This window comes from Gelidibacter gilvus (genome assembly GCF_004115975.1).
Taxonomy (GTDB): domain Bacteria; phylum Bacteroidota; class Bacteroidia; order Flavobacteriales; family Flavobacteriaceae; genus Gelidibacter; species Gelidibacter gilvus.
The window spans coordinates 62,129-86,989 of record NZ_SDDZ01000015.1 but is presented as its reverse complement, the minus strand read 5'-3'; the positions used below and the strand labels follow the sequence as shown (position 1 = coordinate 86,989).

The 24,861-nt window shown below is 39.2% G+C and carries 19 protein-coding genes; 12 read left to right on the top strand and 7 right to left on the bottom strand.

Annotated elements, in window-relative coordinates:
• Positions 1 to 139 precede the first annotated feature (139 nt).
• Positions 140 to 1,243, bottom strand: coding sequence for a hypothetical protein (locus ESZ48_RS17030; protein WP_129018707.1), 1,104 nt, complete (start codon positions 1,241 to 1,243; stop codon positions 140 to 142).
• A 456-nt stretch (positions 1,244 to 1,699) separates the two neighbouring features.
• On the opposite strand from ESZ48_RS17030, the gene ESZ48_RS17025 reads away from it, so the two are divergent.
• Positions 1,700 to 3,367, top strand: a complete 1,668-nt coding sequence (locus ESZ48_RS17025; protein WP_129018706.1) for a formate--tetrahydrofolate ligase — start codon at positions 1,700 to 1,702, stop codon at positions 3,365 to 3,367.
• 180 nt (positions 3,368 to 3,547) lie between these two features.
• On the opposite strand, the gene ESZ48_RS17020 is transcribed toward ESZ48_RS17025, so the two are convergent.
• Positions 3,548 to 4,600, bottom strand: coding sequence for a serine hydrolase domain-containing protein (locus ESZ48_RS17020; protein WP_190246293.1), 1,053 nt, complete (start codon positions 4,598 to 4,600; stop codon positions 3,548 to 3,550).
• A 522-nt stretch (positions 4,601 to 5,122) separates the two neighbouring features.
• On the opposite strand from ESZ48_RS17020, the gene ESZ48_RS17015 reads away from it, so the two are divergent.
• The 8 genes from ESZ48_RS17015 to ESZ48_RS16980 all read left to right on the top strand — a co-directional run bounded on the left by ESZ48_RS17015 (position 5,123) and on the right by ESZ48_RS16980 (position 17,232).
• A complete protein-coding gene (locus tag ESZ48_RS17015) occupies positions 5,123 to 5,776 on the top strand; it encodes a TetR/AcrR family transcriptional regulator (protein ID WP_129018704.1) in 654 nt (217 codons plus the stop codon).
• Positions 5,777 to 6,976 carry a cytochrome c peroxidase gene (locus ESZ48_RS17010; RefSeq protein WP_129018703.1) on the top strand — a complete coding sequence of 400 codons (1,200 nt, stop codon included), beginning with the start codon at positions 5,777 to 5,779 and terminating at the stop codon, positions 6,974 to 6,976.
• Between the two features lie 13 nt (positions 6,977 to 6,989).
• Complete coding sequence (locus ESZ48_RS17005; protein WP_129018702.1) at positions 6,990 to 8,492, top strand: parallel beta-helix domain-containing protein; 1,503 nt, start codon at positions 6,990 to 6,992, stop codon at positions 8,490 to 8,492.
• A 34-nt stretch (positions 8,493 to 8,526) separates the two neighbouring features.
• A complete protein-coding gene (locus ESZ48_RS17000) occupies positions 8,527 to 11,607 on the top strand; it encodes a SusC/RagA family TonB-linked outer membrane protein (RefSeq protein ID WP_129018701.1) in 3,081 nt (1,026 codons plus the stop codon).
• 11 nt (positions 11,608 to 11,618) lie between these two features.
• Positions 11,619 to 13,091, top strand: coding sequence for a SusD/RagB family nutrient-binding outer membrane lipoprotein (locus tag ESZ48_RS16995; RefSeq protein ID WP_190246292.1), 1,473 nt, complete (start codon positions 11,619 to 11,621; stop codon positions 13,089 to 13,091).
• Between the two features lie 42 nt (positions 13,092 to 13,133).
• Positions 13,134 to 14,024 (top strand): PKD domain-containing protein, encoded by an 891-nt coding sequence (locus ESZ48_RS16990; protein ID WP_129018699.1) that lies wholly within the window; start codon positions 13,134 to 13,136, stop codon positions 14,022 to 14,024.
• Positions 14,025 to 14,241: 217 nt separating this feature from the next.
• On the top strand, positions 14,242 to 15,612 hold the full coding sequence (locus ESZ48_RS16985) for an aldehyde dehydrogenase (RefSeq protein ID WP_129018698.1): 1,371 nt from the start codon (positions 14,242 to 14,244) through the stop codon (positions 15,610 to 15,612).
• A gap of 36 nt (positions 15,613 to 15,648) precedes the next feature.
• Positions 15,649 to 17,232, top strand: a complete 1,584-nt coding sequence (locus ESZ48_RS16980; protein ID WP_129018697.1) for a cellulase family glycosylhydrolase — start codon at positions 15,649 to 15,651, stop codon at positions 17,230 to 17,232.
• Between the two features lie 325 nt (positions 17,233 to 17,557).
• On the opposite strand, the gene ESZ48_RS16975 is transcribed toward ESZ48_RS16980, so the two are convergent.
• The 5 genes from ESZ48_RS16975 to ESZ48_RS16955 all read right to left on the bottom strand — a co-directional run bounded on the left by ESZ48_RS16975 (position 17,558) and on the right by ESZ48_RS16955 (position 21,672).
• On the bottom strand, positions 17,558 to 18,382 hold the full coding sequence (locus ESZ48_RS16975; protein WP_129018696.1) for a 3-keto-disaccharide hydrolase: 825 nt from the start codon (positions 18,380 to 18,382) through the stop codon (positions 17,558 to 17,560).
• 181 nt (positions 18,383 to 18,563) lie between these two features.
• Entirely contained in the window at positions 18,564 to 18,878 is a 315-nt protein-coding gene (locus ESZ48_RS16970) for a type II toxin-antitoxin system RelE/ParE family toxin (protein ID WP_129018695.1), read from the bottom strand.
• A complete protein-coding gene (locus ESZ48_RS16965; RefSeq protein ID WP_129018694.1) occupies positions 18,860 to 19,102 on the bottom strand; it encodes a hypothetical protein in 243 nt (80 codons plus the stop codon). Before ESZ48_RS16965 ends, ESZ48_RS16970 begins: the two co-directional genes overlap by 19 nt.
• Positions 19,103 to 19,375: 273 nt before the next feature.
• Positions 19,376 to 19,978, bottom strand: a complete 603-nt coding sequence (locus ESZ48_RS16960) for a gluconate 2-dehydrogenase subunit 3 family protein (protein WP_129018693.1) — start codon at positions 19,976 to 19,978, stop codon at positions 19,376 to 19,378.
• A gap of 2 nt (positions 19,979 to 19,980) precedes the next feature.
• Entirely contained in the window at positions 19,981 to 21,672 is a 1,692-nt protein-coding gene (locus ESZ48_RS16955; protein WP_129018692.1) for a GMC oxidoreductase, read from the bottom strand.
• 181 nt (positions 21,673 to 21,853) lie between these two features.
• Here ESZ48_RS16955 and ESZ48_RS16950 point away from each other — a divergent pair, with 181 nt between their 5' ends.
• Genes ESZ48_RS16950 through ESZ48_RS16940 form a run of 3 tightly spaced genes read left to right on the top strand, consistent with a single transcriptional unit; the run spans position 21,854 to position 24,843 of the window.
• Positions 21,854 to 22,819 (top strand): sugar phosphate isomerase/epimerase family protein, encoded by a 966-nt coding sequence (locus ESZ48_RS16950; RefSeq protein WP_129018691.1) that lies wholly within the window; start codon positions 21,854 to 21,856, stop codon positions 22,817 to 22,819.
• Between the two features lie 33 nt (positions 22,820 to 22,852).
• On the top strand, positions 22,853 to 24,364 hold the full coding sequence (locus tag ESZ48_RS16945) for a Gfo/Idh/MocA family protein (protein WP_129018690.1): 1,512 nt from the start codon (positions 22,853 to 22,855) through the stop codon (positions 24,362 to 24,364).
• A 29-nt stretch (positions 24,365 to 24,393) separates the two neighbouring features.
• Entirely contained in the window at positions 24,394 to 24,843 is a 450-nt protein-coding gene (locus tag ESZ48_RS16940; protein ID WP_129018689.1) for a hypothetical protein, read from the top strand.
• Positions 24,844 to 24,861 lie beyond the last annotated feature (18 nt).

Here is a 24,861-nt window from a genome sequence, read left to right as displayed (position 1 = left end):
ACCTATGATAGATTATATAAATAAAACGCAAACTTCGATTTGGTGAACCGCCGTATACGAGACCCGTACGTACGGTGGTGTGAGAGGCGCAGTGGCGACCTTTAGGTCGTCACCCGTCTACTCGATTCTATGTCGTTTTTCATTCAAAAGGTTTCCCTAGATACATTAATTCCCAAACAGCAGTTTTACTATCAAACTCTTCTATCAGTGTATTACCTTTGTATACTTTTAATTCAGCTTTTCCTAGAAATCTATAATAAGCTCCATCAAAACCTGTGAAAATTTTTGCAAGTCCATATTTTAAGCCCTTTCCACCAACCGCATTTTCTAATAAATCAGCAGCTTGTATTGTTTTTTCTCTGAATAAGTATAGTTCATATCGATACTCATCATTTGGGTCATCATACATAAAGACTAAATCATCACTAATGTCTTTTTTAAATTCTTTGTCTAGTAAAGGAATACTTCTATAAACAGTAAGATAATCCTCATTATCTGCTACTATCTTACCATTCTTTGAGATGTTAATAACTTTAAGTACCGAGTTACCATACTCGTTATTGTATTTAGATTGATTGGCAATTACGTTATAAGGACCAATATCTACTCTTCCCCAATACCAATGGTTGAGTACTTCTGCTAAGCTTATAGTTCCCCAATTATGGTCGTGATAGCAAGAGCCTTTTGCCTGAGTTTTTTCTCCCTTGTAAGTGTAGGTTATTTCAGCTTCTCCTTTTGGAACTGCTACTACCCACGCAAAATATTTTTCTCCTTTGCTATCAAAAAGATCTGTCGCCGTACCAGGTCGCCAACTTTCTGAAGTTCTATGTATTTTTGCAGTTAATTCAAGGTCTTCATCTTTAAAGTAAATTTCATACTCTTTTAAATTGCCTCTAAAATAATTACCATCAATTATGACATCACACGAGTCTTTTGATGCAAAAAACTTTTCTTTGTCGTATTCATATGCTTTTGTAATATTAGAACCGTCTTTTTTGTCAATAGTAACTATAATGTAAGGTGTAAGTGGCTTGTCTGCTTTTGTCATAGATTTTGTGTGAAACAAAATAACAACCGTAGAGCCGTCATCCAGATGAGCATCAAAATACCACCATTCAAAAGTTCCTTTTTCTCCAGTGGTTCTTAAGCCATCTTCCCATACTTCAGGTTTATTCGTTTTTTTTAAACCTAACATTTCATAATCAGTGCTTCTTCGAGCGATGTTTCCAGTTTTCATTTTCATTTTGTTTAAATTTAAGTTTATTCAGTTATTTATTTTTGATTGACATTTCAAACTAGTATTCTTCAATATTCATAGAGTTTGCTGATTTTTATGGTGACAATTTTTCTTATTTTAAATGACATACAACAATTGTATCATGAACATATGTTCGTTATACTGCCAATTTAAGAAATGTTCAACATATGTTCAATTTATCTTTTATATATGTTTTCTTGAAAATCTATCGGATTCTTTATCTTTTTAAAGGTGGTGGTAAGATGTATGTAAATTTCTTTTGTTTGGAAAGTACTATCGCGAATAAATTTCTTTCTTTACAAAACAAAATAGAGGGTATGCTCCGTTATATTTCTACTACGCTCAGTTCAAACTACAGTTTGCGAATAGGGATGACAATGGTCATATAATTTTATTCATTGAAACTTTACCTTTATCTACTTTTAATAAAACATTGATCTTATGACCGAAATACAGATTGCACAAAGCGTTACGCCTAAACATATCAAAGAAATCGCAGCAAAATTGGCTATTCCTGAAGAAAAGCTGGAGTACTACGGTAATGATAAAGCAAAACTTCCATTAAATATCATTGATGATGAAAAAGTAAAAACGAACAATCTTATATTAGTCACTGCCATTACGCCAACACCTCCCGGTGAGGGCAAAACCACAACGTCCATTGGTTTGGTTGATGCGCTCAATATTTTAGAAAAGAAGGCTGTTGCGGTAATTCGCGAACCTAGTTTAGGCCCCGTATTTGGGATTAAAGGTGGTGCCGCTGGTGGAGGATGGAGCCAGGTAATTCCTATGGTGGACATTAACCTGCATTTTACGGGCGATTTTCACGCGATTGAAAAAGCTAATAACCTGCTTTCTGCCCTCATAGAAAATAACATTCAAAGTAAATCGAGGAGCTTAGGGATTGATCCAAGAACAGTAGTCTGGAAACGGTGTATGGATATGAATGATCGGGGATTGAGAACTATCGTGGCAGCACTTGGTGGAAAAGCGGGCGGAGTTCCTAGAGAAACCGGATTTAATATTACCGCAGCATCGGAGATTATGGCGATATTGTGCTTGGCCACCGATTTAGAAGACCTAAAAGAAAAATGTGGAACTATTTATATTGGTGACACTTGGCAAGGGAAACCGGTTTTTGCTAAAGACTTGAATGCAGAAGGTGCCATGGCTGTCCTTTTGAAGGATGCTATAAAACCTAATTTGGTCCAAACCCTGGAAGGAAATCCCGCAATTATCCATGGCGGGCCATTTGCAAATATTGCACAAGGTACCAACTCTATTGTGGCCACAAAAATGGGGATGAGCTTAAGTGATTATACGATAACAGAGGCAGGATTTGGATCGGACTTAGGTGCAGAAAAATTCATGAACATTAAGTGTCGCGCCGCTGGTATTTCTCCAAAAGCGGTGGTTTTGGTGGCGACTATTAGAGCATTAAAATACCATGGCGGCAAATCCTTAAAAGAAATTACCCAAGAGGATGTGGAAGCGCTCGTTAAAGGCCTTCCCAATTTGGATGGGCATATTGCCAGTCTGAAAAGTTTTGGAATTCCGATCGTTATTTCTATAAATGCCTTTCAATCGGATACGGAAGCTGAAATACAAGTCTTAAAAGACCATTGTGAAAAATTGGGCAATCCTGTTGCCTTGAGCTATGGTTGGGAAAAAGGGGGTAAGGGCTGTTTAGATCTCGCTGAAAAAGTGATTAAGGCAGCGGACTCTTGTACTAGCCAATTTCACCCTACCTACAACCTCGAAGACAATGTACACAACAAAATGGAAAAGATCTGCCAAACTATTTATGGCGGTGAACATGTTGTTTTAAGCGATATAGCGAGATCGCAATTGGTGAAATATGAAGTGATGGGCTTTGGTAATTTACCGATTTGTATGGCAAAAACAGAAAAAAGTTTTAGTGACGATCAGAAGCGATTGGGGCGTCCAAAGAATTTTGATATTCATATTAGGGAATTTGAAATTGCCGCAGGGGCTGGGTTTATTGTTCCCATCGCTGGGAATATGTTACGGATGCCAGGATTACCGGCTACGCCTGCTGCCGAGAGAATCACCATTGACAAAAATGGTGTTATTGAAGGCTTGTTTTAAACCGTTCACAATTCATGACGTTATGGCTTTGTTATAAGATGTCGGTATTGGATATATACAACTCATGTGGCTGTCGCCAATAAATGTTCAGGTATGAGCATCTATCCATAAGGCGGACTGAGGAATGTTTTTGTGTCGGTCACCACGCAACCGTAGTTTAGTCTTTGGTAGTGTGCGTATTTATTGCTGTTTCTCGAGTTCCTTTAAGATATTGAGGTTCCAAAAGTCGGGGATCGATAGGTTTGATAAAAGAATTATGGTTAATTCCGTGTCAGGACAACGGATCATTCTGCTACTGTAGCCAGGATGCCCGCCCGAATGCGTTTGGACGCTTCCAAAGTTTTCTGAATTGTATAAAAACCACCCGAATCCATATCGCGTACCCCAGGCATCGGCTAAATTTCCATCGTTAAGTTTGGTTGGCGTCATGGCTTTTTTCAAACTTGAGGGGTGGACAATTGTACCTTCATACAAGGTCTTGTCCCACTTTAATAAGTCTTCAACAGTACTCACCACAGAGCCATCGCCATAAAATCCTCCCAACCAATAAATGAAACTATGTTCTGGCAATTCATAAGCAATCTTTTTTGTGTTATTCGTGGCATCATAGACATACCCCATGGCCATATCAGGGTCATTAATGGTCCGATAATCAGTAGAGAACTCGGCGGATGTATTGGTCATTCCGGCAGGTTTAAAAATACGTTCTTCCATAAACTCTTTAAAATTCATTCCGCTCGCTTTTTCGATGACATTCGCCAATGTGCAATAACCGATATCGCTGTATTCCCATCTAGAACCTGGAGACCACTGCAATGGATATTTGTTGGATTCTAGCATCAACAACATTTCTTTATTGCCATTCACTATGGTGGTGTCAAGGTCTTTCCACATCGCGCCAACAAAATTTGTAAGTCCCGAAGTGTGGTTCATCAGATGTTTGATTTTAATCTCTTTAAACGGAAATTTTGGCAGGTACTGATACACATAATCCTCTGTGTTGAGTTTGTTTTCTTGCTCTAATATTAAAATGCCAAAGGCGGTAAACTGTTTCGATAATGAAGCAATCTGAAATTTGGTAGCTAAGTTAAATGGCGTCTTCAATTCATTGTTTGCATAGCCAATAGTCTTGCTATAAAGGATTGAATCTTTGTAAGCAACCAATGTAATGCCATCAAATTGGTGCTTGTCGTGATAGGTGTTTAAATACTGACTCAATTGTGTCGAGTCCATCTTGAATTCTTGACCAAAGGATTGAAAACTGATTAGGCAGAGTGTCCAAACTAGATTAAGAAGTTGCTTTATCATTATTTGGGTTTAATTACTAAAGGTTAGAAATGATATGATACTTTACACAGTTAAGAAAATGAACTAGGAGATTTGAAGATTTTTAAATTCAAACAAAAATTTAATTCAGTGTTCGAAAATAAGGTTAATAATCTAATTTTTATTTATATTTTTTCTTTTAATCAATCTAAGTTTATAGATTGTAATTCGCTATCGCTGCCACATTCTATTTATGAAACCATGTGCTTTGATTGGGATCATTAGTCAAAAAAAATGTTTTCAAAGGACTATATGCGCCTTTAATGGTAGAAGTTCCTTCAAAAGAATAATATTTTTTACTACAGTTTATCATCGCTTTTTTTTGAGCGGGAATTTAATATAGTATTAGCATATTATAATATTTTTTATATATTTACAAACCGACCCGTCGGTTTTTATAGAATTATGCATCTATTTCAGAGTTAATTTATGAATAAGATAATGGATCAGGAAAGTGTTGAAAAAAAGATTTCCAACAAGGAGTTGATCCTAAGAAAAGCTTACGGACTTTTTCTAAAAAAAGGCTACCAGTCAGTTTCCATCAAAGACATTATGGAAGCTAGTAACTTGTCAAAAGGCGGGATTTATCATCATTTCGAGAATAAAGAAGGCATTTTACGCGAAGTTTTGGATCAATACTTTTTCAAAACATTAAGTATTGATAAATCCATATTTGAAGGGCTCTCATTCAAAGATCGCATAGAAATGATCTATAAGTTAGGCGTGGGACTTTTTGCCATGGTCGAATCGATGGGTAAGAACGGTATAAAATATCCTATCCAACGCTTGTTTCATTTTCAATTGGAATGTGAAAATTTTCCTGAAATGAGAAAAGAATTCAGTAATACGTCCATAGCCTATGCCAAAATTGTACAGGATATTGTTTATGAAGGTATTCAAAATGGTGAGGTCAAGTCGGAATTGGATCCTGAAATCCTAAGTTACCAGATTATTGGAATGATAGAGGGAATTGCCATTCATAATTCTACAGTTAAACAGGATATAGAAAATATGTTGATGCGGAAATATGAAAAAGTGTTTAACAGTTATTTCAACTTTATATGTCCTAAAAGTAAAGCCTAAATGGAAAATAAAAGCACCCTCTTGAAGCTAAGTATCATCGGTCTTCTATTTAGTGGGCTTTTGTTGTTTTTCTTTAGTTCTGACAGCTCTGAAAGCTATACCGATCTAGCTGCACTTAATTGCCATTGTCCTCCCGGTTTTAAGCTTAATGAAGATAACAAGTGTATTTCCAAAAACCTATATCAACAATACGATTCCCCAAATAATCAAGGTGTGGGCGGCCTCCAAACGGGATTGCCAGTAGTTCGCGACGGTTTTACACCACAAGAGATCGATTTAGGGAGGTATTTGTTTTTTGACCCTGTCATGTCCATTGACGGTTCTATGTCTTGCGCCACCTGTCATGAACCCAACAAAGGCTTTAGTGATGGTTTGCCCACCAGTATTGGCAAGGACAATTTGAAGCTCGATCGTGCAGCTCCAACACTTTGGAATGTAGGCTATTTGAAACGTCTTTTTTGGGATGGTCGTGCAGCTACTTTAGAGGAACAAATGGAGATGACCTTGTTTTCAGAAGTAGAAATGGCAAACAATCCTGAAAATCTATTAAACACCTTAAATAATATTGATAATTACAGGAAATTATTTGCTGAAGCCTATCCGGAAAGGGACAAGAAAGAAGACATAGAACTACCTGAAATCTTTAAGGCCCTTGCCGCTTTCCAATCGTCTTTAATTTCACTGAACAGTAAATACGATCAATATGCCCATGGCTATCACGCGGCTTTAAATGAAAAGGAAATTGAAGGGATGAATGTGTTCCGTTCTTTTGTGGCCAGATGTGCAGAATGTCATACACCACCACTATTTACCAATCAGCAGTTTGCAGTTATAGGAAGTCCAGAACCAGATGGTTTGCCATTAGATCCCGGTGCTGAAATTCCTTTTGCTGATAAATCCATGCGCGGCGCTTTTAAAGTGCCTACCCTCAGAAACATTGATCTTACCGCACCTTATATGCACTCGGGAAAGTTTGAAACCTTAAGAGAGGCTGTGGAGTTTTATACTAAAGGGCGGGGCCATGCGGTGCCTAAAGATGAGAAGCTCTATATCCATTGGCATATTTGGGAGCCTGAATTATCGGATTATGAGTTGGACCGCCTCGTGGATTTTCTTAAAACATTGAACGATGAATCCTTTATGCCAAAAATGCCTGAAACCTTGCCTTCTGGAATAAAACTAACTAATCAACAAACCTAAATACCATAAAACAATGAAATCAACCTTATTTAAAATTATTGGCGGTATCCTATTGCTCGCCATAGGCGTGTTTTTAGGAAGAACACTGCTGGGAACTTCTGGCGAAAGTACCGTGCCCATGCCCTCAACAATGCAATATCGGAATGTAGGTCATTCAGGTGATACCACACAAGTTGCGCAAAGGAAGGAATTTACCGGTCAAATTATCGAAGTCAAAAAAGGAGGCTCCATCCAAGAGGCTGTAAAAGCAGCTAATCCTGGCGATTTAATTCGGGTTTTTCCAGGCACCTATTCAGAGAATGTCTATATAGACAAAGATGACATTAGTTTGCAAGGAGTTATTATTAAAGGAGAATGGCCAACTTTAGATGGAAAACATAAAATAAACGATGGGTTTTTATATTCTGGGAATGGCATTTTAATTGAAAATTTCAAAATCATCAATTATAAAGGCAACGGCATCATGGGCCAAGCCGGAAATAATTTTATCATCCGAAACAACTGGATTATTGATACCGGCGTCTACGGCATCTTCCCTCAGTTTGGTAAAAACGGATTGATAGAGCATAACGTATTGAGTGTTATTGCCGATGCGGCTATTTATGTGGGGATGTGCGATAATATTGACGTCCGTCATAATGAAGTGTTTGATAGTGTGGCCGGTATCGAAATTGAAAACTCTAGACATTGTTTGGTCGAAAATAATTATGTCCATAATAATACAGGAGGTCTGTTGGCTTTTATTACGCCTGGACTTCCTATTAAAACGGCCTTTAACATCATCTTCAGAAACAACTTTGTGGTCAATAATAACCATCCCAATTTTGGAGCACCTGGATCTACAGTGGCCAGCATTCCTCCAGGAACAGGTATTCTAATCATGGCAGCAGATGACGTGATTGTTGAGAATAATATCATTACCGGAAATAAGAACACAGGAATCACCATCGTGGATTTAGCAACCGGTGATCCAAAGGCAAACGACCCAAATTCAGAAGGAAATCCTGACCGCGTGGTTATTTTGGATAATATCATGTTTGGCAATGGCGACGATCCAACTGGAGAAATAAAAGCCATTATGCTGACCCAATTGGAAACCAAAGGTCCGGATATTTTTGCCTATGGCGGCGGAATTGGAAGTACCATCAGGGATAAAAATAGATATAGAACCTTTGGTTTGGGTGATTATGGTCCTGCGCAAATAGAGGATACAAAAGATATAAAAACGATGATGTTGGGAGCTCCTGTGCCACCAAGATCTGTTACAGACCAAGAATTGGGTGAGATTACCTACTATGGTGTTTGTGCCGGATGTCATGCTTTAGGAACCACATTGATTGGCGTGGACACTCAAATTATTAAAGACATTTATGTTGATAATCCACAGGGCATTGTGAATTACATCACTAAACCTCTCAACCTTAGAGACGATTATCCTGAAATGCCACCACAAGATTATTTATCTGATGAGGCTAAAATGGCAGTGGCCAAATACATCTTACAAATGACTAACTAACAGAATCAATGCTAACTAATCAAATCAAAACTACATGAACAAATTTTTCTTAATTGTGATGGTGTTGGGATTTTCAATCACATCATTGGCACAAAAATCCGTTTCTGGTCAAGTGCTGGAAAAAGAAACAAACATGCCGCTCATTGGCGTTACCATCATGGTGAAAAACAGTACTAAGGGTACTACCACAGACTTTGACGGGAACTATCAAATGAATGGTATCACCGACACTGATATTCTCGTATTTTCCTATTTGGGCTATAAATCAGAAGACGTATTGGTAAGCGGCCAGACAAACATTAATGTTTCGCTTGAAGCCGACGCCCAAGAAATGGATGAGGTGGTGATTACCGCTTTAAATATTCAGAGAGACAAAGAATCGCTCGGCTATTCTGTGTCACAGGTTTCTGCGGAAGAAGTCAATGTGGCCAAAGAGAATAACGTGATGAACTCGCTATCGGGAAAAGTTTCCGGACTTCAAATTACTCAAGCCAATACGGGAGTTGATGGATCAAGCCGAATTTTACTGAGAGGCGTCACCACGATTAATGGATCAAACCGACCATTAGTAGTAGTTGATGGCATCCCAATTAGTGGTGATGCTGGCGGAGGATCGCAATGGGGTGGTGTGGACCGTGGGGATGCCCTATCGGATATTAATCCAGATGATGTGGAATCTATCAGTGTGCTAAAAGGTGCCGGTGCGGCCGCGGCCTACGGATCGTTGGGGATGCATGGCGTCATTTTGGTCACTACCAAATCAGGTGGTAAAAAGAAAGGGATTGGTGTCTCAATAAACTCGTCGTTCACTTTTACGGAAGTGGCCTTAACCCCAGATTTACAAAATGAATATGGTACAGGAGCTTTTGGCGATTTTTCGCCCGTTGGAGGAGATGGAAGACCTATTTTAGATTACCCTTTTTCATGGAGCTGGGGTCCTAAAATGGAAGGACAACCGTACACCAATTGGTTAGGAAAGCCTGATAGTTTTACATCACATGGCAATCCATACGATCAATTTTACCAAAACGGATATTCTGCTTCCAATTCTGTCGCTTTTGAAGGCCAATCAGAAAAAGGATCTTTTAGAATCTCAATTACCGACGAAAACGCTCGAGGTATTAATGCAGACAACACCTTGGCGAAAAAGACTTTCAACATTAGAGGAAAGTCCTACTTGACCGATAATTTTAGCATTGATGGTAAAATGACCTATTTAACATCCAAAGTCAAAAACAGGCCGGCTTTGGCTGAAGATGGTGCTAACACCGCTTTGCAATTGTCATTGATGCCAAGAGATATCCGATTGAGCGATGTGAGAAATAATACGGTAAATGCCAATGGTGAAGAAATTAAATGGAATTTAGATAACACCTTTAATAACCCGTATTGGTCACAGGACAATGTCAAAAATAGTGATGAAAAAGACCGTTTCCAAGGTGTTATTTCTGCAAACTGGGACGTTGCCCACAACTTTAAAGTCACCGGAAAAACGGGTATGGATTATATCATCTATGATTATACTCAATACGCCGCAAGAGGATCGCAATTCCAAAGTAACGGTCTTGGTAATTACGGACATGACACCGGTAAAAGTCGCGTTTGGAATTCAGACGTTCTAGCCACCTACAATACTAATATTTCAGATGTCAGAATGACCCTCAGTTTAGGTTCGAGCTACAGAAATGAATACAGTAGTTATGTGAACATCTCAGGAAATGATGCTAAGGTGCCAAATTTACATCGCATTAGTAATTATAAGAATTCGTATAGCTCAGAAGGGACGTCTGAAAAGGGTGTGTATTCTTTTTATGGCTTGGGACAGTTTAGTTATAGGGGCTTCCTCTATTTTGATGCCACTTTGAGAAATGACAACTCCTCGGCCTTGCCTAAAGAAAACAACTCCTATTGGTACCACTCCGAAAACATGAGTTTATTGTTCTCAAAATTGTTGGGCATAGAGTCCAGCACCTTTAACAAGGGTAAATTGAGAGGCTCATTTGCAGTGGTCGGTAATGATACCAGTCCGTACAGGACCCAATCGGTTTATAATGTGGACCAAACCGTTACTTTGCCGTACACGGTAGGATCAATTCCATCCAGCTTGCCTTCTTTTGATCTAAGGCCTGAATCGTCGGAGTCGTGGGAAGTAGGAGCAGAACTCGGGTTTTTTAATAACCGTCTGCAACTTGATTTTACCTATTATGAAACCAAGACAAAAGATCAAATTATGGCAGTGCCTATTTCGGGCTCTACAGGTTATGAATCTACAGTCATCAACGCTGGTGTCATTGCCAACAAAGGTTATGAGTTTCAATTGAACGCCATACCCTTGGAATTTGACTATTTTTCATGGGATCTCGGATTTAATTTCACGAAAAGTAATTCTAAGGTAGAGTCCTTAAATGACGGTTTGGAAAGTATTACGTTGAACACACTTCAGGCGGTTTCCGTTGAAGCCAGACCAGGTGAAGAATTTGGTAGTATTTATGGCTATGATTTTTTAAGGGATAATTTTGGTAGAAAATTGATTACCAATGATGGGTTTGCACAAAAAGGCGAGCGTGTGAAGTTGGGCAGCATCACTCCAGATTGGTATGGTGGTATCACCAATAAATTTAGGTACAAGAATTTCTCCATAAGTACATTGATTACGATCCAAGAGGGCGGCGAATTTTATTCTTACGGCCGCGCCTACAGAATGTTTTTTGGAACAGATGCCCGTAGTTTAGAAGGTAGGGAAACAGGAATCATTGTAGATGGAATAAATGAAAACACCGGGTTTGTTAACGCAGCACCTGCTCCGGCCATGTTAACGCACTATTCAGATATTTTCACCAATGAAGTTGCTACCAATCAAATTTTGGATGCGAGTAACGTCAAGTTCAAGGAGTTGATTTTAACTTATGATCTGCCGAGTTCATTGTTGAGAAATTCATTCATCCAATCTGGAAGTATCTCAGCCATCGGTAGAAACTTATTCTATTTTTATAACGCTGCAGGCGATATTGATCCAGAAGCTGGATACAGTAGCGGTCCAACAGGGACGGCACTTGAGCATTCCTCATTGCCATCTACCAGAAGTTATGGTCTTAATTTAAAAATCAACTTTTAATCCTGATGATTATGAAAAATATACAAAATAAAATGAAAAACATATTAGTCGTAATGGTCATGTTGGGGATGTCTTTTTCGTGCCAGGATCATTTAGACGATTTAAGGGATAACCCCAATGCCGTTACCTCTATTGATGATGCGGCCTTATTTACAAAAGCAGTGAGAAGTCTTTTTCAAGGCACAACCGATGCGTCGGTATCTCGATTTTCTGGGCATTATGGCCATTACTTTGTGGCAGGAAGTACAGCACGACTTCCAGATCAATATGGTGATGGTTTCGACGTCCTTTACAACAGCATGTTCTCAGACATGTATGGGGGCGTCATTAGGCATATAGAAGAAGTTTTAGAAATTACCTCTGCGGAAGATACCAAAAATGAGGTCCGCCATGCCATGGCCAACGTGATTGCTGTGTTGGGATATGCTAAGCTTACAGACGCATTTGGAGAAATACCTTATATAGAAGGTGGCAAAGGAAAAACGGAAGGTATTATTCATCCAAAATACGATACGCAACAATTGATCTATGAAGACATGATTTCACGTTTGTCCTCAAGTATTACCATTTTGAAAAATGCCGATCCAGCTATGGGTTACCCAAATTCAGATCCTATTTTTAATAATGATATGAACAAATGGGTGCGTTTTGCCAATAGTGTGCGTCTCCGATTGGCCATGCGGATTCGGGATGCCGATAACACCCTATCCCGACAAACGGTCACGCAGAGTTTAGCGGAACCTTTAATGGAAACTAACGATCATAATGCTTTTATGATTGAAACAGAAGGCAACGGAAACGCTTGGTTCACAATGCGTACAGGATTTCCATCCATTAAAATGTCCACCATGTTGATAGATCAATTACAAGGTACTGATGATCCTCGATTAGCGGTTTATGTCAGTAAAGATGGCAATGGTGCGTATAATGGAATGACGAATGGCTTAGACGATACGGCATTTGGAAATTCCAATTTTGCGGCACGATCAGATATGGGGCTTGCGCTTTCTTCAAAAGAGAGTAAGCTCTATGTGATGACCGCATCAGAAGTTTGGCTGTTAAGAGCCGAAGCGGCTTTGGCCTATGCGAATGATCCAGCGCAAGCAAATACCTTATATAGAAAAGGGATTGAAGTCTCGTTAAATCAGTGGGACGTCGATGCTTCAGACATTGTAGACTTTATGGCAAGTCCAGAGGCTTCATTAACAGGTAGCAATGACGAACTGCAGATCGGTACCCAAATGTGGGTTGCACTAGTGCCAAACTACTTTGAAGGCTGGTCGCACATCAGACGTACAGGATATCCGGTAATCGCCGATAGAACAGCTGCTAATTTAGCTCCGGGCGTCACCAACGGTGTGTTGCCAAAGCGATTTTTATATTCAAGTTTTGAATTGAGTTCAAATAATGACAATGTTTTGGAAGCCATTTCAAGACAGGGCGCAAACAAAATTAACACCCCAGTTTGGTGGGATAAAAATTAAATTTCAATAATATATCCTATTAGACACACTAAATACACCCATATGAAAAATATAAAAATATTGAGCGTAGTATTGCTCACCATGCTATTCTTCACCTGCAGTTCAGATGATGACAATAACAGTCCTTTAGCCGATTTTCAGTTTTTAGTAGAGGGCACACAAGTGACTTTTAATGGAACCGTGCAAAACGCTACCTCAATTTCTTGGGATTTTGGCGATGGTGCCACAAGTTCTGAAGAAGATCCGGTATATGCCTATGCCGCGGCCGGCGATTATACAGTCGTGATGATGGTTACAGGACCCAATGGCACATTCACGGAAACAAAGACCGTTACCGTTGAAGAAACCATAGATATTTTATTGACGGGAGGCCAAGCCAAGCCAAACGGAAAATCATGGCGACTTAAAAAAGCCTACACTTCTGGTAAAGAAGGTGCGGGTCCGGTAGATAATAAATTGAATCTTTTTCTGCCCGCCTTTGATAATCTTTTAGATGCCGTGGGTTTGGGAGCTTCTTATGAAGACACCTTTACCTTTGTACATGACGGGACTTATAAAGTGGATAACAAAGATGGACAAAGTCTCATGGGATTGGTTTATGCCAGCATCATGCACGGCGAAAATATTACTGCCGTTTCCTATGATCCACAAAGCGTTCCGTTAGCTACCGTAATTTATACCCCGGAAGCAAATGCTACTTGGGAACTTTTTGAAGGCGACTTTACCGTTGATGCCGCCGAAGGACCAGTCAATTTTACAAATAAAAAACGACTGATTTTAGGTGAATATCTTGGATTTAAGGATATGGAAGTTTTGGTGATTTTAAAAGAAATTACAGCGAAAAGCATGAACATAGCTATAGGCATTCACACAGAACCTTCCGTTTATGACAAACCGACATTATTGTTTCATTTGTCATTGGAAGCACAGTAAATTTCAGCTATAGCAGAATAGATTATTTTAAGAATAATAGGTTTCATAATTAAATCCCCTGAGGTCAAGTGGTTTTCGATTGCACCATTTATTTGGGAATGTCGGGAGCCACTTTCTTAAAAGGAAAATTCAATTTACGAATTTATTGACAAAAGCTAATTGTATAATTCATTAGCGTGAATCTATTGATAAATTAAAAAAAATAAACGAATGTAAAATGGTCAAGGAAATAATACAACAACAAGTCGATTTTTTTCAAACCCAACAAACAAAGGAGGTGTCGTTTCGGAAGAAAGCATTAAAATGCTTACAGGAAGAAATCGTAAGACGTGAAGATGCTATTTGCGATGCCTTATATGCCGATTTCAAAAAGCCAAAGTTTGAAACCTTGGCGGCTGAAACGCAATTTGTATTGGCCGAAATAAAACATGTCCCCAATAATATCGAGAGTTGGGCAAGTCCAGAACGAGTTTCTGGCAGCTGGATGAATTGGCCGTCCTCAGATTATATTTATAAGGAACCCTATGGAGCCGTACTGGTGATTGCACCTTGGAATTATCCTTTTCAATTGGCTATCGCACCGCTTATCGGCGCTGTAGCTGCTGGGAATACAGTTGTTGTAAAGCCATCGGAAATCACAACACATACGGCTGCTATTATTTCGGAAATCATAAAAGCTGTTTTTGATCCCGCCCATGTTACGGTGGTAGAAGGTGGTGTAGAAGTTTCCCAAGAATTGTTGGCTGAAAAATGGGATTATATCTTTTTCACCGGAAGTCCTGGTGTCGGAAAAATAGTGTACCAGAGTGCGGCCAAGCATTTAACTCCAGTGACCTTAGAATTGGGAGGTAAAAATCCGTGTATTGTAGATGACACAGCAGCTATAGCATTGGCAGCAAAAAGGATTGTTTGGGGAAAATTCTTAAATGCCGGTCAAACCTGTATTGCCTCAGATTATATTTTGGTGCATGAAAACGTCAAAGACAAACTGATTGCTGCATTAAAGGAAAATATCACAAAGTCCTATGGCGAAAACATGGAAGCATCGCCAGATTTCTCTAGAACCGTGAGCCAAAAACATTATCAGGGTTTAAAAGACATGTTGGTAGGGGAAGAAATTCTTTTTGGAGGTCAGAGCAATGATGAAGACAATTTCTTGTCACCAACCTTGGTCAATGAACCTAAATTGGACAGTAAGTTAATGGCAGGTGAAATTTTTGGACCAATTCTGCCCATTATTTCCTATAAAACGGATGCCGATATTGATCGGCATATGATGAATTATGGCAAACCGCTGGCAACCTATGTGTTTTCCAACAATAAGAAATTTCAGAATAAGATTATCAATACCTATAGTTTTGGAGGAGGTGCCATCAACGATACCGTCATTCAAATTACCAACAAAAGATTACCGTTTGGAGGTGTAGGTCAAAGTGGGATAGGAGCCTATCACGGTAAATTATCCTTTGATATTTTCTCACATCATAAAGCAATCATTAAAAAAGCCAATTGGTTTGAAGCGCCTGTGCGATACCCGCCTTATAATGTACCGATGAATCTTGTAAAGAAAATTAAACACCTTTTTTAAAACGACAGTTTTAATCAATTAACTAGAATTAAATAAATGATAAAATTTCAAAAAGTATTCGTTTTATTGTTGACAGCGACCGTGTTTTTAAGTTGCGAAAACGATAAAAAACCCACAGTTAATGATGCAATTTTACCAACTACAATTACGGTAAAAGGAGATCGGTTTGTGGATGATTTGGGACGACAGGTGATTTTAAATGGCGTTAATTTGGGCAGCAAAAATAAAGAGGAAGGCTATATTTTTCAAAGCGGTCCAGAACTTTATGCCAAGCTAAAAAAGCAGGGTGTCAACACCATTCGGTTTCTCATTATTTGGGACGGATTGGAACCTGAACCAGGAGTTTATAACGAAGCCTATCTCAAGGAAATAGACCAAAGAATCCAATGGGCTGCAGACAATAATATATTTGTGGTATTGGACATGCACCAAGATCTTTACAGTGTAAAGTATAGTGATGGCGCCCCAAAATGGGCAACTTTAGACGAAGGAAAACTGCACACTACTGGAGCTATTTGGAGCGATGCTTATCTGTTGAGCGAAGCCGTGCAAACCTCTTTTGACAACTTTTGGCTTAATAAGCCTGCCGCTGATGGTGTTGGCATTCAAGACCGATATATCGCCTTATGGCAGCATATTGCAAAACGCTATGCCAATAACAAAACAGTCATTGGCTACGACATTATGAACGAACCTTTTCCTGGCTCTTCAGGAGTGCAATCCACAATGATATTATTGGGCGCATATGGTCAACTACATTATAAATTGACTGGCGAAGTGCTTACAGAAGAACAATTGGGTGCCATGTGGTCTGATGAAGAGAGCAGGATGCAAGCCCTTGAAGTGATTTCTACCACTGAGAATTATGATTTTGTGATCAGTCAGCTTTTTGATTTGGTTAAAGAATTTGAATCCACGCATTTACAAGCCATGTATCAAAAGGTGAGTGATGCCATTCGACAAGTGGATACCAATCACATTTTGTTTTTAGAGCATAGTTATTATGGCAATACTGGTGTTGCAAGCAGTATAGAACGTGTGACTTTGGCAGATGGAACTCCCGATCCTTTGGTGGCTTATGCCGCACATGGCTATGATTTGGTAGTAGATACCAAAGCCGCTGCTTTAGCTGCAGACGCACGGGTGGGCTATATATTTAATCAAATCAAGAAAAAGGGCGAACAGTTGAAAATGCCGGTTTGGGTTGGAGAGTGGGGTGCTTATTATGACAATTCAGAAACGGTCATTCCAACCGCCATAAGCTCTGTTGGCCTAATTGAAGACTATTTATTTGGCAATGCCTATTGGTCTTATTCCAATGAGCTTGACACAATGGAGTTCTTCAAAAAAGTATTACTGAGAGCTTATCCTGCCTATACAAATGGTGAATTGTTAAGTTATCATAATGATTTTGAAGCCAACACTTTTACGATGGAATGGGATGAAGTTAAGGATCATAATTCGCCTACTGTTGTTTATATTCCCAATCTTTCTAAATTAAATAAAGAAGAGATTAAAGACTTTACAACTGATGAAATTAAGGATTCAGATGCTGGGTATTTAATTATTCCTACTTCCGAAATGGGTGGAAAAAGAAGCTTAAACTTAACTTTCAAATAGAAATAACGATAAACTCGAGAACCATCGGTGAAACTTCCCGAATAGGCTGGAGTCCAACCACGATCATTGAAAAACCCAGATGGAAGTCTGGGTTTTCTTTTTGGTTGGTTGTCTGATTTATTATAAAGTGCTATTTTTTGATGCGTTTTGTCAGCTCCAGCGGAGCGGTATTTGTGTAGTAGATAAAGATATGAAATTTGATAGAGCTCCAGAGGCCTGCCTGCCTGCCTGCCTGCCTGCCTGCCGGAGCGACATCTCATCTGGTCATATTGGTCTAAATCAGCAGTGTTAATGTATGCTAATAACCAGCCAATCTTTATAGCACCTACAACTCCAACAATTCAATGTTTCTGAATTCCGTTGGATGGCTTTCACTTTGCAATGAGAAATAGCCTCCCTTTATGGCTTGTCCTATTTTCGATTTATATTCGGCACTATAGTCGTCCATATCTGCACCACCATATTGGGGTTTTGAATATCTAAGCACTTCTTTGCCATTTATTTTATGGATGATTAAAGAATCACTATGAACTTCCACTTCCAGATTCACCCATTCATCGCCATAATAAGTTTCAGAATTTGAATTGGTACAATGGTCTGTAATCAGCTCGCCATCCATGACCACATTGGTGCCAGGCGTACATAAGTTTGCCGTTGATCTACTGACACCTTCAGTAATGCCACCTAACATTTGAACCTCAATACTCAGTGGGAAACTTTGGTCTTTAGCCATGTTTTTAGGGTCTTCAGAATGAATCATGACCCCGCTGTTTCTAGTGGCCCATCCAGCGCCATCTTCAATTTGATCCCCTGTAAAACGGTACTGTATTTTCAATATATAATTTGAATATGGCGTTTTATAGAAAAGGTGGCCATACCTATCTTTGAACATGCCGTCGTAACCATCATAGGAAACTTTTATCACACCATCTTCCACGCGAAATGTGTTGTGAATATTATCCCCAAAATCGTAGCCTTTTATTTTGGGTGTCCATCCGTCTAAATCCTTGCCATTAAATAGGGAGATCCAGTTTTCGGACACTTTTTCCTCAACCTCTAAATCAGTAATTTCAGCTTCAGGTTTTTTTTTGCAACTGACAATTAATAATAGAACTAAAGCAATTGTAAGAAGGTTGATTCTTTTATACATAGGATTGAATTTTACGTGATTTTAGTAATCATTTATTTTATCTCTAAAGGTTTGTTGCCAGAGAGGTATTGACGTGCTTATGTATGGTAATTTGCATGGTTAAGCGATTAAGTTAGCAAATAATTCATCGATAGAAAATCCGCGAGAATTTTCTTATGTAAGCACGGATCTGTTGTGCAACTTATTTTTTATCTTTTAAAATCCGTAATAATTTTTGCTTGTCTTGACGATTGTCCCAAAAAGCAGTAATTATTATTTCTTTGTCGGATGCTTTATAGAAAATGCTGAAATTGCCTATTGATGCAACTCTTGTGTCTTTAAATTCCGTTGATTTGTAGATAAAAGGTGTTTCCGCAATTTGTTTAGTGCGTTTCGCTACGATTTTAATCAGCTTTTTGGAATATGCGTTTGATTTGTTTCGTTTGACCCAATATTCAAGCACTCCAATATATTGGATATCCGCTGTCCGTGTCCATCTTACAGTCCGTCTAGCCATTCGAGATTTCGTTTATCCATCGCTTCTTGGGAAATTAATCTTCCATTTTTGATGTCTGCGTCGCTCATTTCGAGCATCTCTTTTTGTTCAGCGGTCAGTTCTACAATCTCATTATCTGCTGAGCTTGAAGAAATCAGATTATCAAGTGCTAAAAGGAAATCTTTATTTCTTATCGACAAGATTTTATCAATCAATCCGCTACGTATTTTATCAACTGTTGCCATGATTTTTCAATTTATTTTTCAATTTCGGAAAATTTTGCGAGGTTTCATAATGTTGCACGCTGTTTCGTGTATGAGCAGTGGCGTGGCTCGTCACTTAGAATTGCAAACAGGTACTTGCCAGAGAAAAACCTGCCGTGCAAAGCTTTTAGCGTTGAGGATTTTCCAAGTAGGCGAGGACAATCTAACAATTATGAAAGGATTACTTTAATGAATATTATTATTATCTTTTCTCATTTTGCCAGCTCCACTAAATTACAGGATTGACATACAGTCTTATAATGCCCAAGCTCTTCCTCCAGTTGCTTCTTCTACAGAAACACATCCTTTTTGTCTCCCTGGAATTGGATCGTAAACCAGCACCTTCGTTCCAATCTCCTTACTTGTTTTATAGGCCCAAACAGATTGGTCGCGTATTCTTAATAGCGTCATGAAAACTAAATGTTCTTCTTTAATATAAGCTAGTCTTTGCTCCTTTGAAATTCGTAAGTATTTTGATAAAATGGCGTCAAAATCCTCAGTCTTTAAAGTGATGGGTTGTTCAGGATCTAAAGGCTCGTTTGAAATGCCCAACTCGGCCATCACAGCGTCTAAACCTAGTTTGTAAATTTCTTTGTCTTCGTCGGTAAATGATTTTGAAGCATATAAATCGATAAACTTCGGTACATTAACATCTAAAGCACCTGGAGTGTCTTTCGTTTTCGGTAAAATCAAGTCCACTAAATTTTCTAAGACAAAAGCCTGTTTGTCGGAGTGGAATATGGGGATCCATTTTTCTGCTTTCGTACTACAACTTTGAAGCATACTTAATATGGTAGGCGTTGCAATAATATAGCCCAAAGATAAACCTAAGCCTTTAAGTGCGTCTCTTCTATTCATAATTACGCTTTATTTGATTTGAATTGTTCAATTGCATGGTGTGCAGCTCTGGCAGTTAATGCCATATAAGTCAATGATGGATTTTGACATCCCGCTGAGGTCATACAAGCCCCGTCGGTAACATAAACATTAGGTACGCCATGTACTTGATTGTTGCCATTAAGTACAGAAGTCTTTGGGTCTCTGCCCATACGTGCGGTGCCCATCTCATGAATGCCGATACCTGGCGCATGTCTCACATCATAAGTCGTGATATCTTTAAAGCCTGCCTTTTCCAGCATTTCTGCGGCTTGCTGTTTAATGTCTTCACGCATGGCCAATTCGTTTTCTTTCCACTCGGCATCAAAGGTAATGGTTGGTAAACCCCAATCGTCCAACTTATCATAATCCAAGGTCATTTTATTGGTGTGATATGGCAAACATTCACCAAACCCCATAATTCCCATGGTCCATTCTCCCGGATTTAAAATGGCTTCCTTAAATTTTTCGCCATAGCCTATTTCCGCAACGTGCTCTGCAAGTCCGCCTCTTCCACCGCCACCTTGATAGCCATAGCCTCTAACAAAATCTTTTCTTTCGGTGGCTTTATCACCTAAATTTCTAAATCTCGGAATATAAACGCCGTTTGGTCGTCTTCCCGTATAGTATTGATCTTCGTAACCTTCTACTCTGGCGTTGGCACCGGCTCCTAAATGGTGGTCCATAATATTATGTCCTAACTCACCCGAATCGTTGCCCAATCCATTTGGAAAACGTTCTGATTTTGATTGCATTAATATGGACGCTGATGGTATTGCAGATGCACAACAAAAGATGATATCAGCATTAAAAATGAATGTTTCTTTAGTTTCAGCATCGATAACTTTAACGCCAGTTGCCTTTTTTAGTTGGTCGTCATAAATAATTTCATGGACAATGGAATTTGGTCTTAACGTCATATTGCCGGTATCTTCGGCAGCTGGTAAGGTTGAAGCATTACTACTAAAATAGGCGCCATAAGGACAGCCTCGGATGCATCTATTTCTATATTGACAATTACTTCTGCCTTTATGTGTATGGTCGCCAGTAAGATGGGCAACTCTTCCGATGGTCAATAACCGATCGTCATAATTACTCGCAAGTTTAGCTTTAAATTCTGTCTCAACACAAGTCAATTCCATTGGCGGTGTGAAGATGCTATCTGGCAAATGTGAAAGCCCAAGCGCTTCGCCACTGATGCCTACATGCTTTTCAACATAATCATACCATGGTGCCAGATCGTTATAACGTATTGGCCAATCCACACCATGACCATCCTTAATATTGGCCGTAAAGTCTAAATCGCTTAAACGGTAGCTCTGACGTCCCCAAGTAAGAGACCGTCCTCCAACGTGATACCCGCGCATCCAATCAAAACGCTTGGTTTCGTTATAGGGATGTTTGATGTCGTCCACAAACCAATGTTTGCTTTCTGCAGAGGTAGTATAACCTGTTCTGGCCTGTTTTTCCTGTCTTTTTTTATCTTCTGCGGTTGTGCCGCCACGTAATTCCAAATCCCAAGCATCATCGTGCATTGTGGGATAATCGCCATGTTTCACCATTCGTCCTCGCTCAAGTACTAAGGTTTTTAAGCCGTTTTCACATAATTCTTTGGCTGCCCAACCCCCGCTAATTCCTGTTCCGATGACTATAGCGTCATAATGATCATTTATCATAGTGTATTTTTATTTTTCAAACTATTACAGCCTACTAAAATAGGCAAATAGTCACAATTAATCTGCTGCTGAATATTAATAAGGCCTAAACTTAATCAAATTAGTAAATTTCTGAAGAAACTTTAGTAAATTCATCCTTCTTTATTTTTTTAACATAAAACTTTTAAAACCAAAAATCATTATGACCACTAAATTTCTTATCCCTTTGTTTTTTCTTGTAACCACGGTTTTCGTTGGATGTAAAGAAAGCACAACTAAGACAGACACCGCAGAAGTGTTGACTGTAGAAAAAGAGCCATTTTTTAGACTATCATTAGCGCAGTGGTCTTTACACAGAGCTATTGGAAGCGATAAATTAGACCCATTGGACTTTGCGGAAAAAGCTAAGGAAATGGGATTTGAAGGTATTGAATACGTATCCGGACTTTATAACAAAAAACTGGAATCTATGGGGATGGAAGCGCTTTTGGATACCTTAAAAGCGAAAAGTAAGGAACATGGCGTTGAGAATGTATTAATAATGATTGATGGTGAAGGGGATTTAGCGGCATCCGATGAAAAAGAAAGAAATCAGGCTGTTGAAAACCACAAAAAATGGGTAGATGCTGCCGATTTTTTGGGCTGTCATTCCATCCGTGTCAATTTATTTGGCTCTAGCAATGCAGAGGAATGGACTACAAATGCCACCATAGGTCTTAAAAAATTGGCAGAATACGGTCAGTCTAAAGGCATTAATGTTATTGTAGAAAATCACGGTGGTTTTTCCTCAAATGCGGAACTTTTGACTCGGGTGATCAAAAATATAGACATGGATAATTGTGGGACGTTGCCTGACTTTGGTAATTTTTGCGTGAAACGTGATAGTGGTGGTAATTGGGGAGGAAATTGTGTTGAGGAGTATGATAAATATAAGGGAACCGAAGAAATGATGCCATATGCTAAAGGAGTTAGTGCAAAGTCCTATGATTTTGATGATCAAGGAAATGAAACCACACTTGACTATCCGCGTTTTATGAAAATTGTAAAAGATGCTGGTTACACTGGTTTTGTAGGTGTAGAATTTGAAGGCAGCAATGTGAGTGAGGAAAAAGGAATTGAATTAACAAGAGATCTCTTAATAAGAATAGGAAAAGACCTCTCTAAATAAATAGAATTTAATCTACTCAAAACCGAATAAATTATGAGCAAAACGAATAAAGAGCGTACCATCTCACGAAGAAAGTTTGTAGGAATGTCTATGGCTGCCACTGCGGCATTTTCCATAGTGCCTTCTTTCGCGGTAAGTGGTTTGGGCCATGTAGCACCAAGTGACAAATTGAATATTGCAGGGATTGGCGTTGGCGGTATGGGCCTGGCTAACCTCAAGAATTTAGCATCACAGAATATTGTAGCACTTTGTGATGTGGATTGGAGATATGCCGCGGGCGCGGCAACTACTTTCCCTAATGCCAAGAAATACTGGGATTGGCGCAAGATGTTTGACGAAATGGGCAAGGACATAGATGCCGTTGTGATTGCAACAGCAGACCATACCCACGCTATTATCGCCGCACATGCCATGACTTTGGGCAAACATGTATTTTTACAAAAACCTTTGACCCACTCCGTGTATGAATCGAGATTATTGACAAAACTGGCAGAAAAACATAAGGTAGCTACACAAATGGGCAATCAAGGTGCTTCTGGAGAGGGCGTTGCAAAAACCTGCGAAATCCTTTGGAGCGGTGCTATTGGAGATGTGCAAAGAGTAGAGTCCTTTACGGATCGGCCTATTTGGCCACAGGGATTAAATACTCCTGAAAGAGGCGATTGGGTTCCAGATACCTTAGACTGGGACTTGTTTACAGGCCCTGCTAAAATGAGGCCTTATAATGAAGTGTATCATCCATGGAATTGGCGTGGTTGGTGGGATTATGGAACAGGGGCCTTAGGCGATATGGCATGTCATGTTTTACATCCGGTATTTGAAGGTTTGCAATTAGGTTATCCAAGTAAAGTGCAAGCGAGCTCATCATTACTATTGAATGATTCTGCTCCCGTATCCCAGGCTGTTAAATTGTCCTTTCCTTCAAGAGGGAGAAAAGGTAAAATAAAATTGGATGCTGTAGATGTGCATTGGTATGATGGAGGGATCCAGCCTATGTTGCCCGATAATTGGCCTGCAGGAAAGAATCCTAATAAATCAGGTGGAGGTACCTTCTTTTATGGTACGAAAGACATACTTCATGTGGGATGTTATGGAATTGAACCTGAATTGCTGTCAGGAAAACCTATAAATGTTCCTAAAACAGAAAGAAGGGTAGAAGAGGAAATAGGATTGACTTGGACAAACGGTGCCCACGAAATGGATTGGGTGCGGGCATGTAAGGAAAATCCGGAAAGCAGAAAACCTACAACATCTGATTTCGCTGAGGCCGGACCTTTTAATGAAATGGTTGTTATGGGCGTATTGGCCGTAAGACTTCAGGCATTAAATAAAATCTTGGAATGGGATGGGGAGAACATGCAGTTTACAAACATTGGTGCCAACGAAGAAATTAGAACCGTCATTAAAGACGGATTTATGATCAAAGACGGGCATCCTACATTTGCTAAGGACTGGACTGAGCCCATGAATGCCGTTGCATATTCTCAAGAGCTTATTAAACATACCTATAGAGAAGGCTGGACCTTACCGGATATGCCATCTTAAATCATTAATCCACTCATCAATACACTTTTATGAAATTTAAAATCGCTATCCTTTGTGTAGTTGTCTTACAAATGACCTCTTGCGCGCTTAAGCCGACAACTTCTGAATACACGTTTATCAAAACAGACCTTGAAAAAGTTGATCTTGACCACTTGGGAGATGGCACCGTATTAATTTACAACGGCGCTAACATGTTGCATAAAATGGATAACACGGCGCGATTAAATATCTGGATTGACGGTAAATCATTAGGGCAAATTAGACCAAGTGAATATGTTATTATCAACCTTGAATATGGAAAACACCATTTCAAAGCCTTGCATATTGACGTTGTAAACATGAGAAGTGAACACGATGTGGAAATTGATAAAAACACCAAAGTAATCAATATTAAGCCGAATATAACCTCCAACCGATTGATAGTAACCAATGAATTTCCAGAGACATTTGAAAAGTTCAAATATGCCGAAAGAAGATAATTAAAATCAATTCCTGCC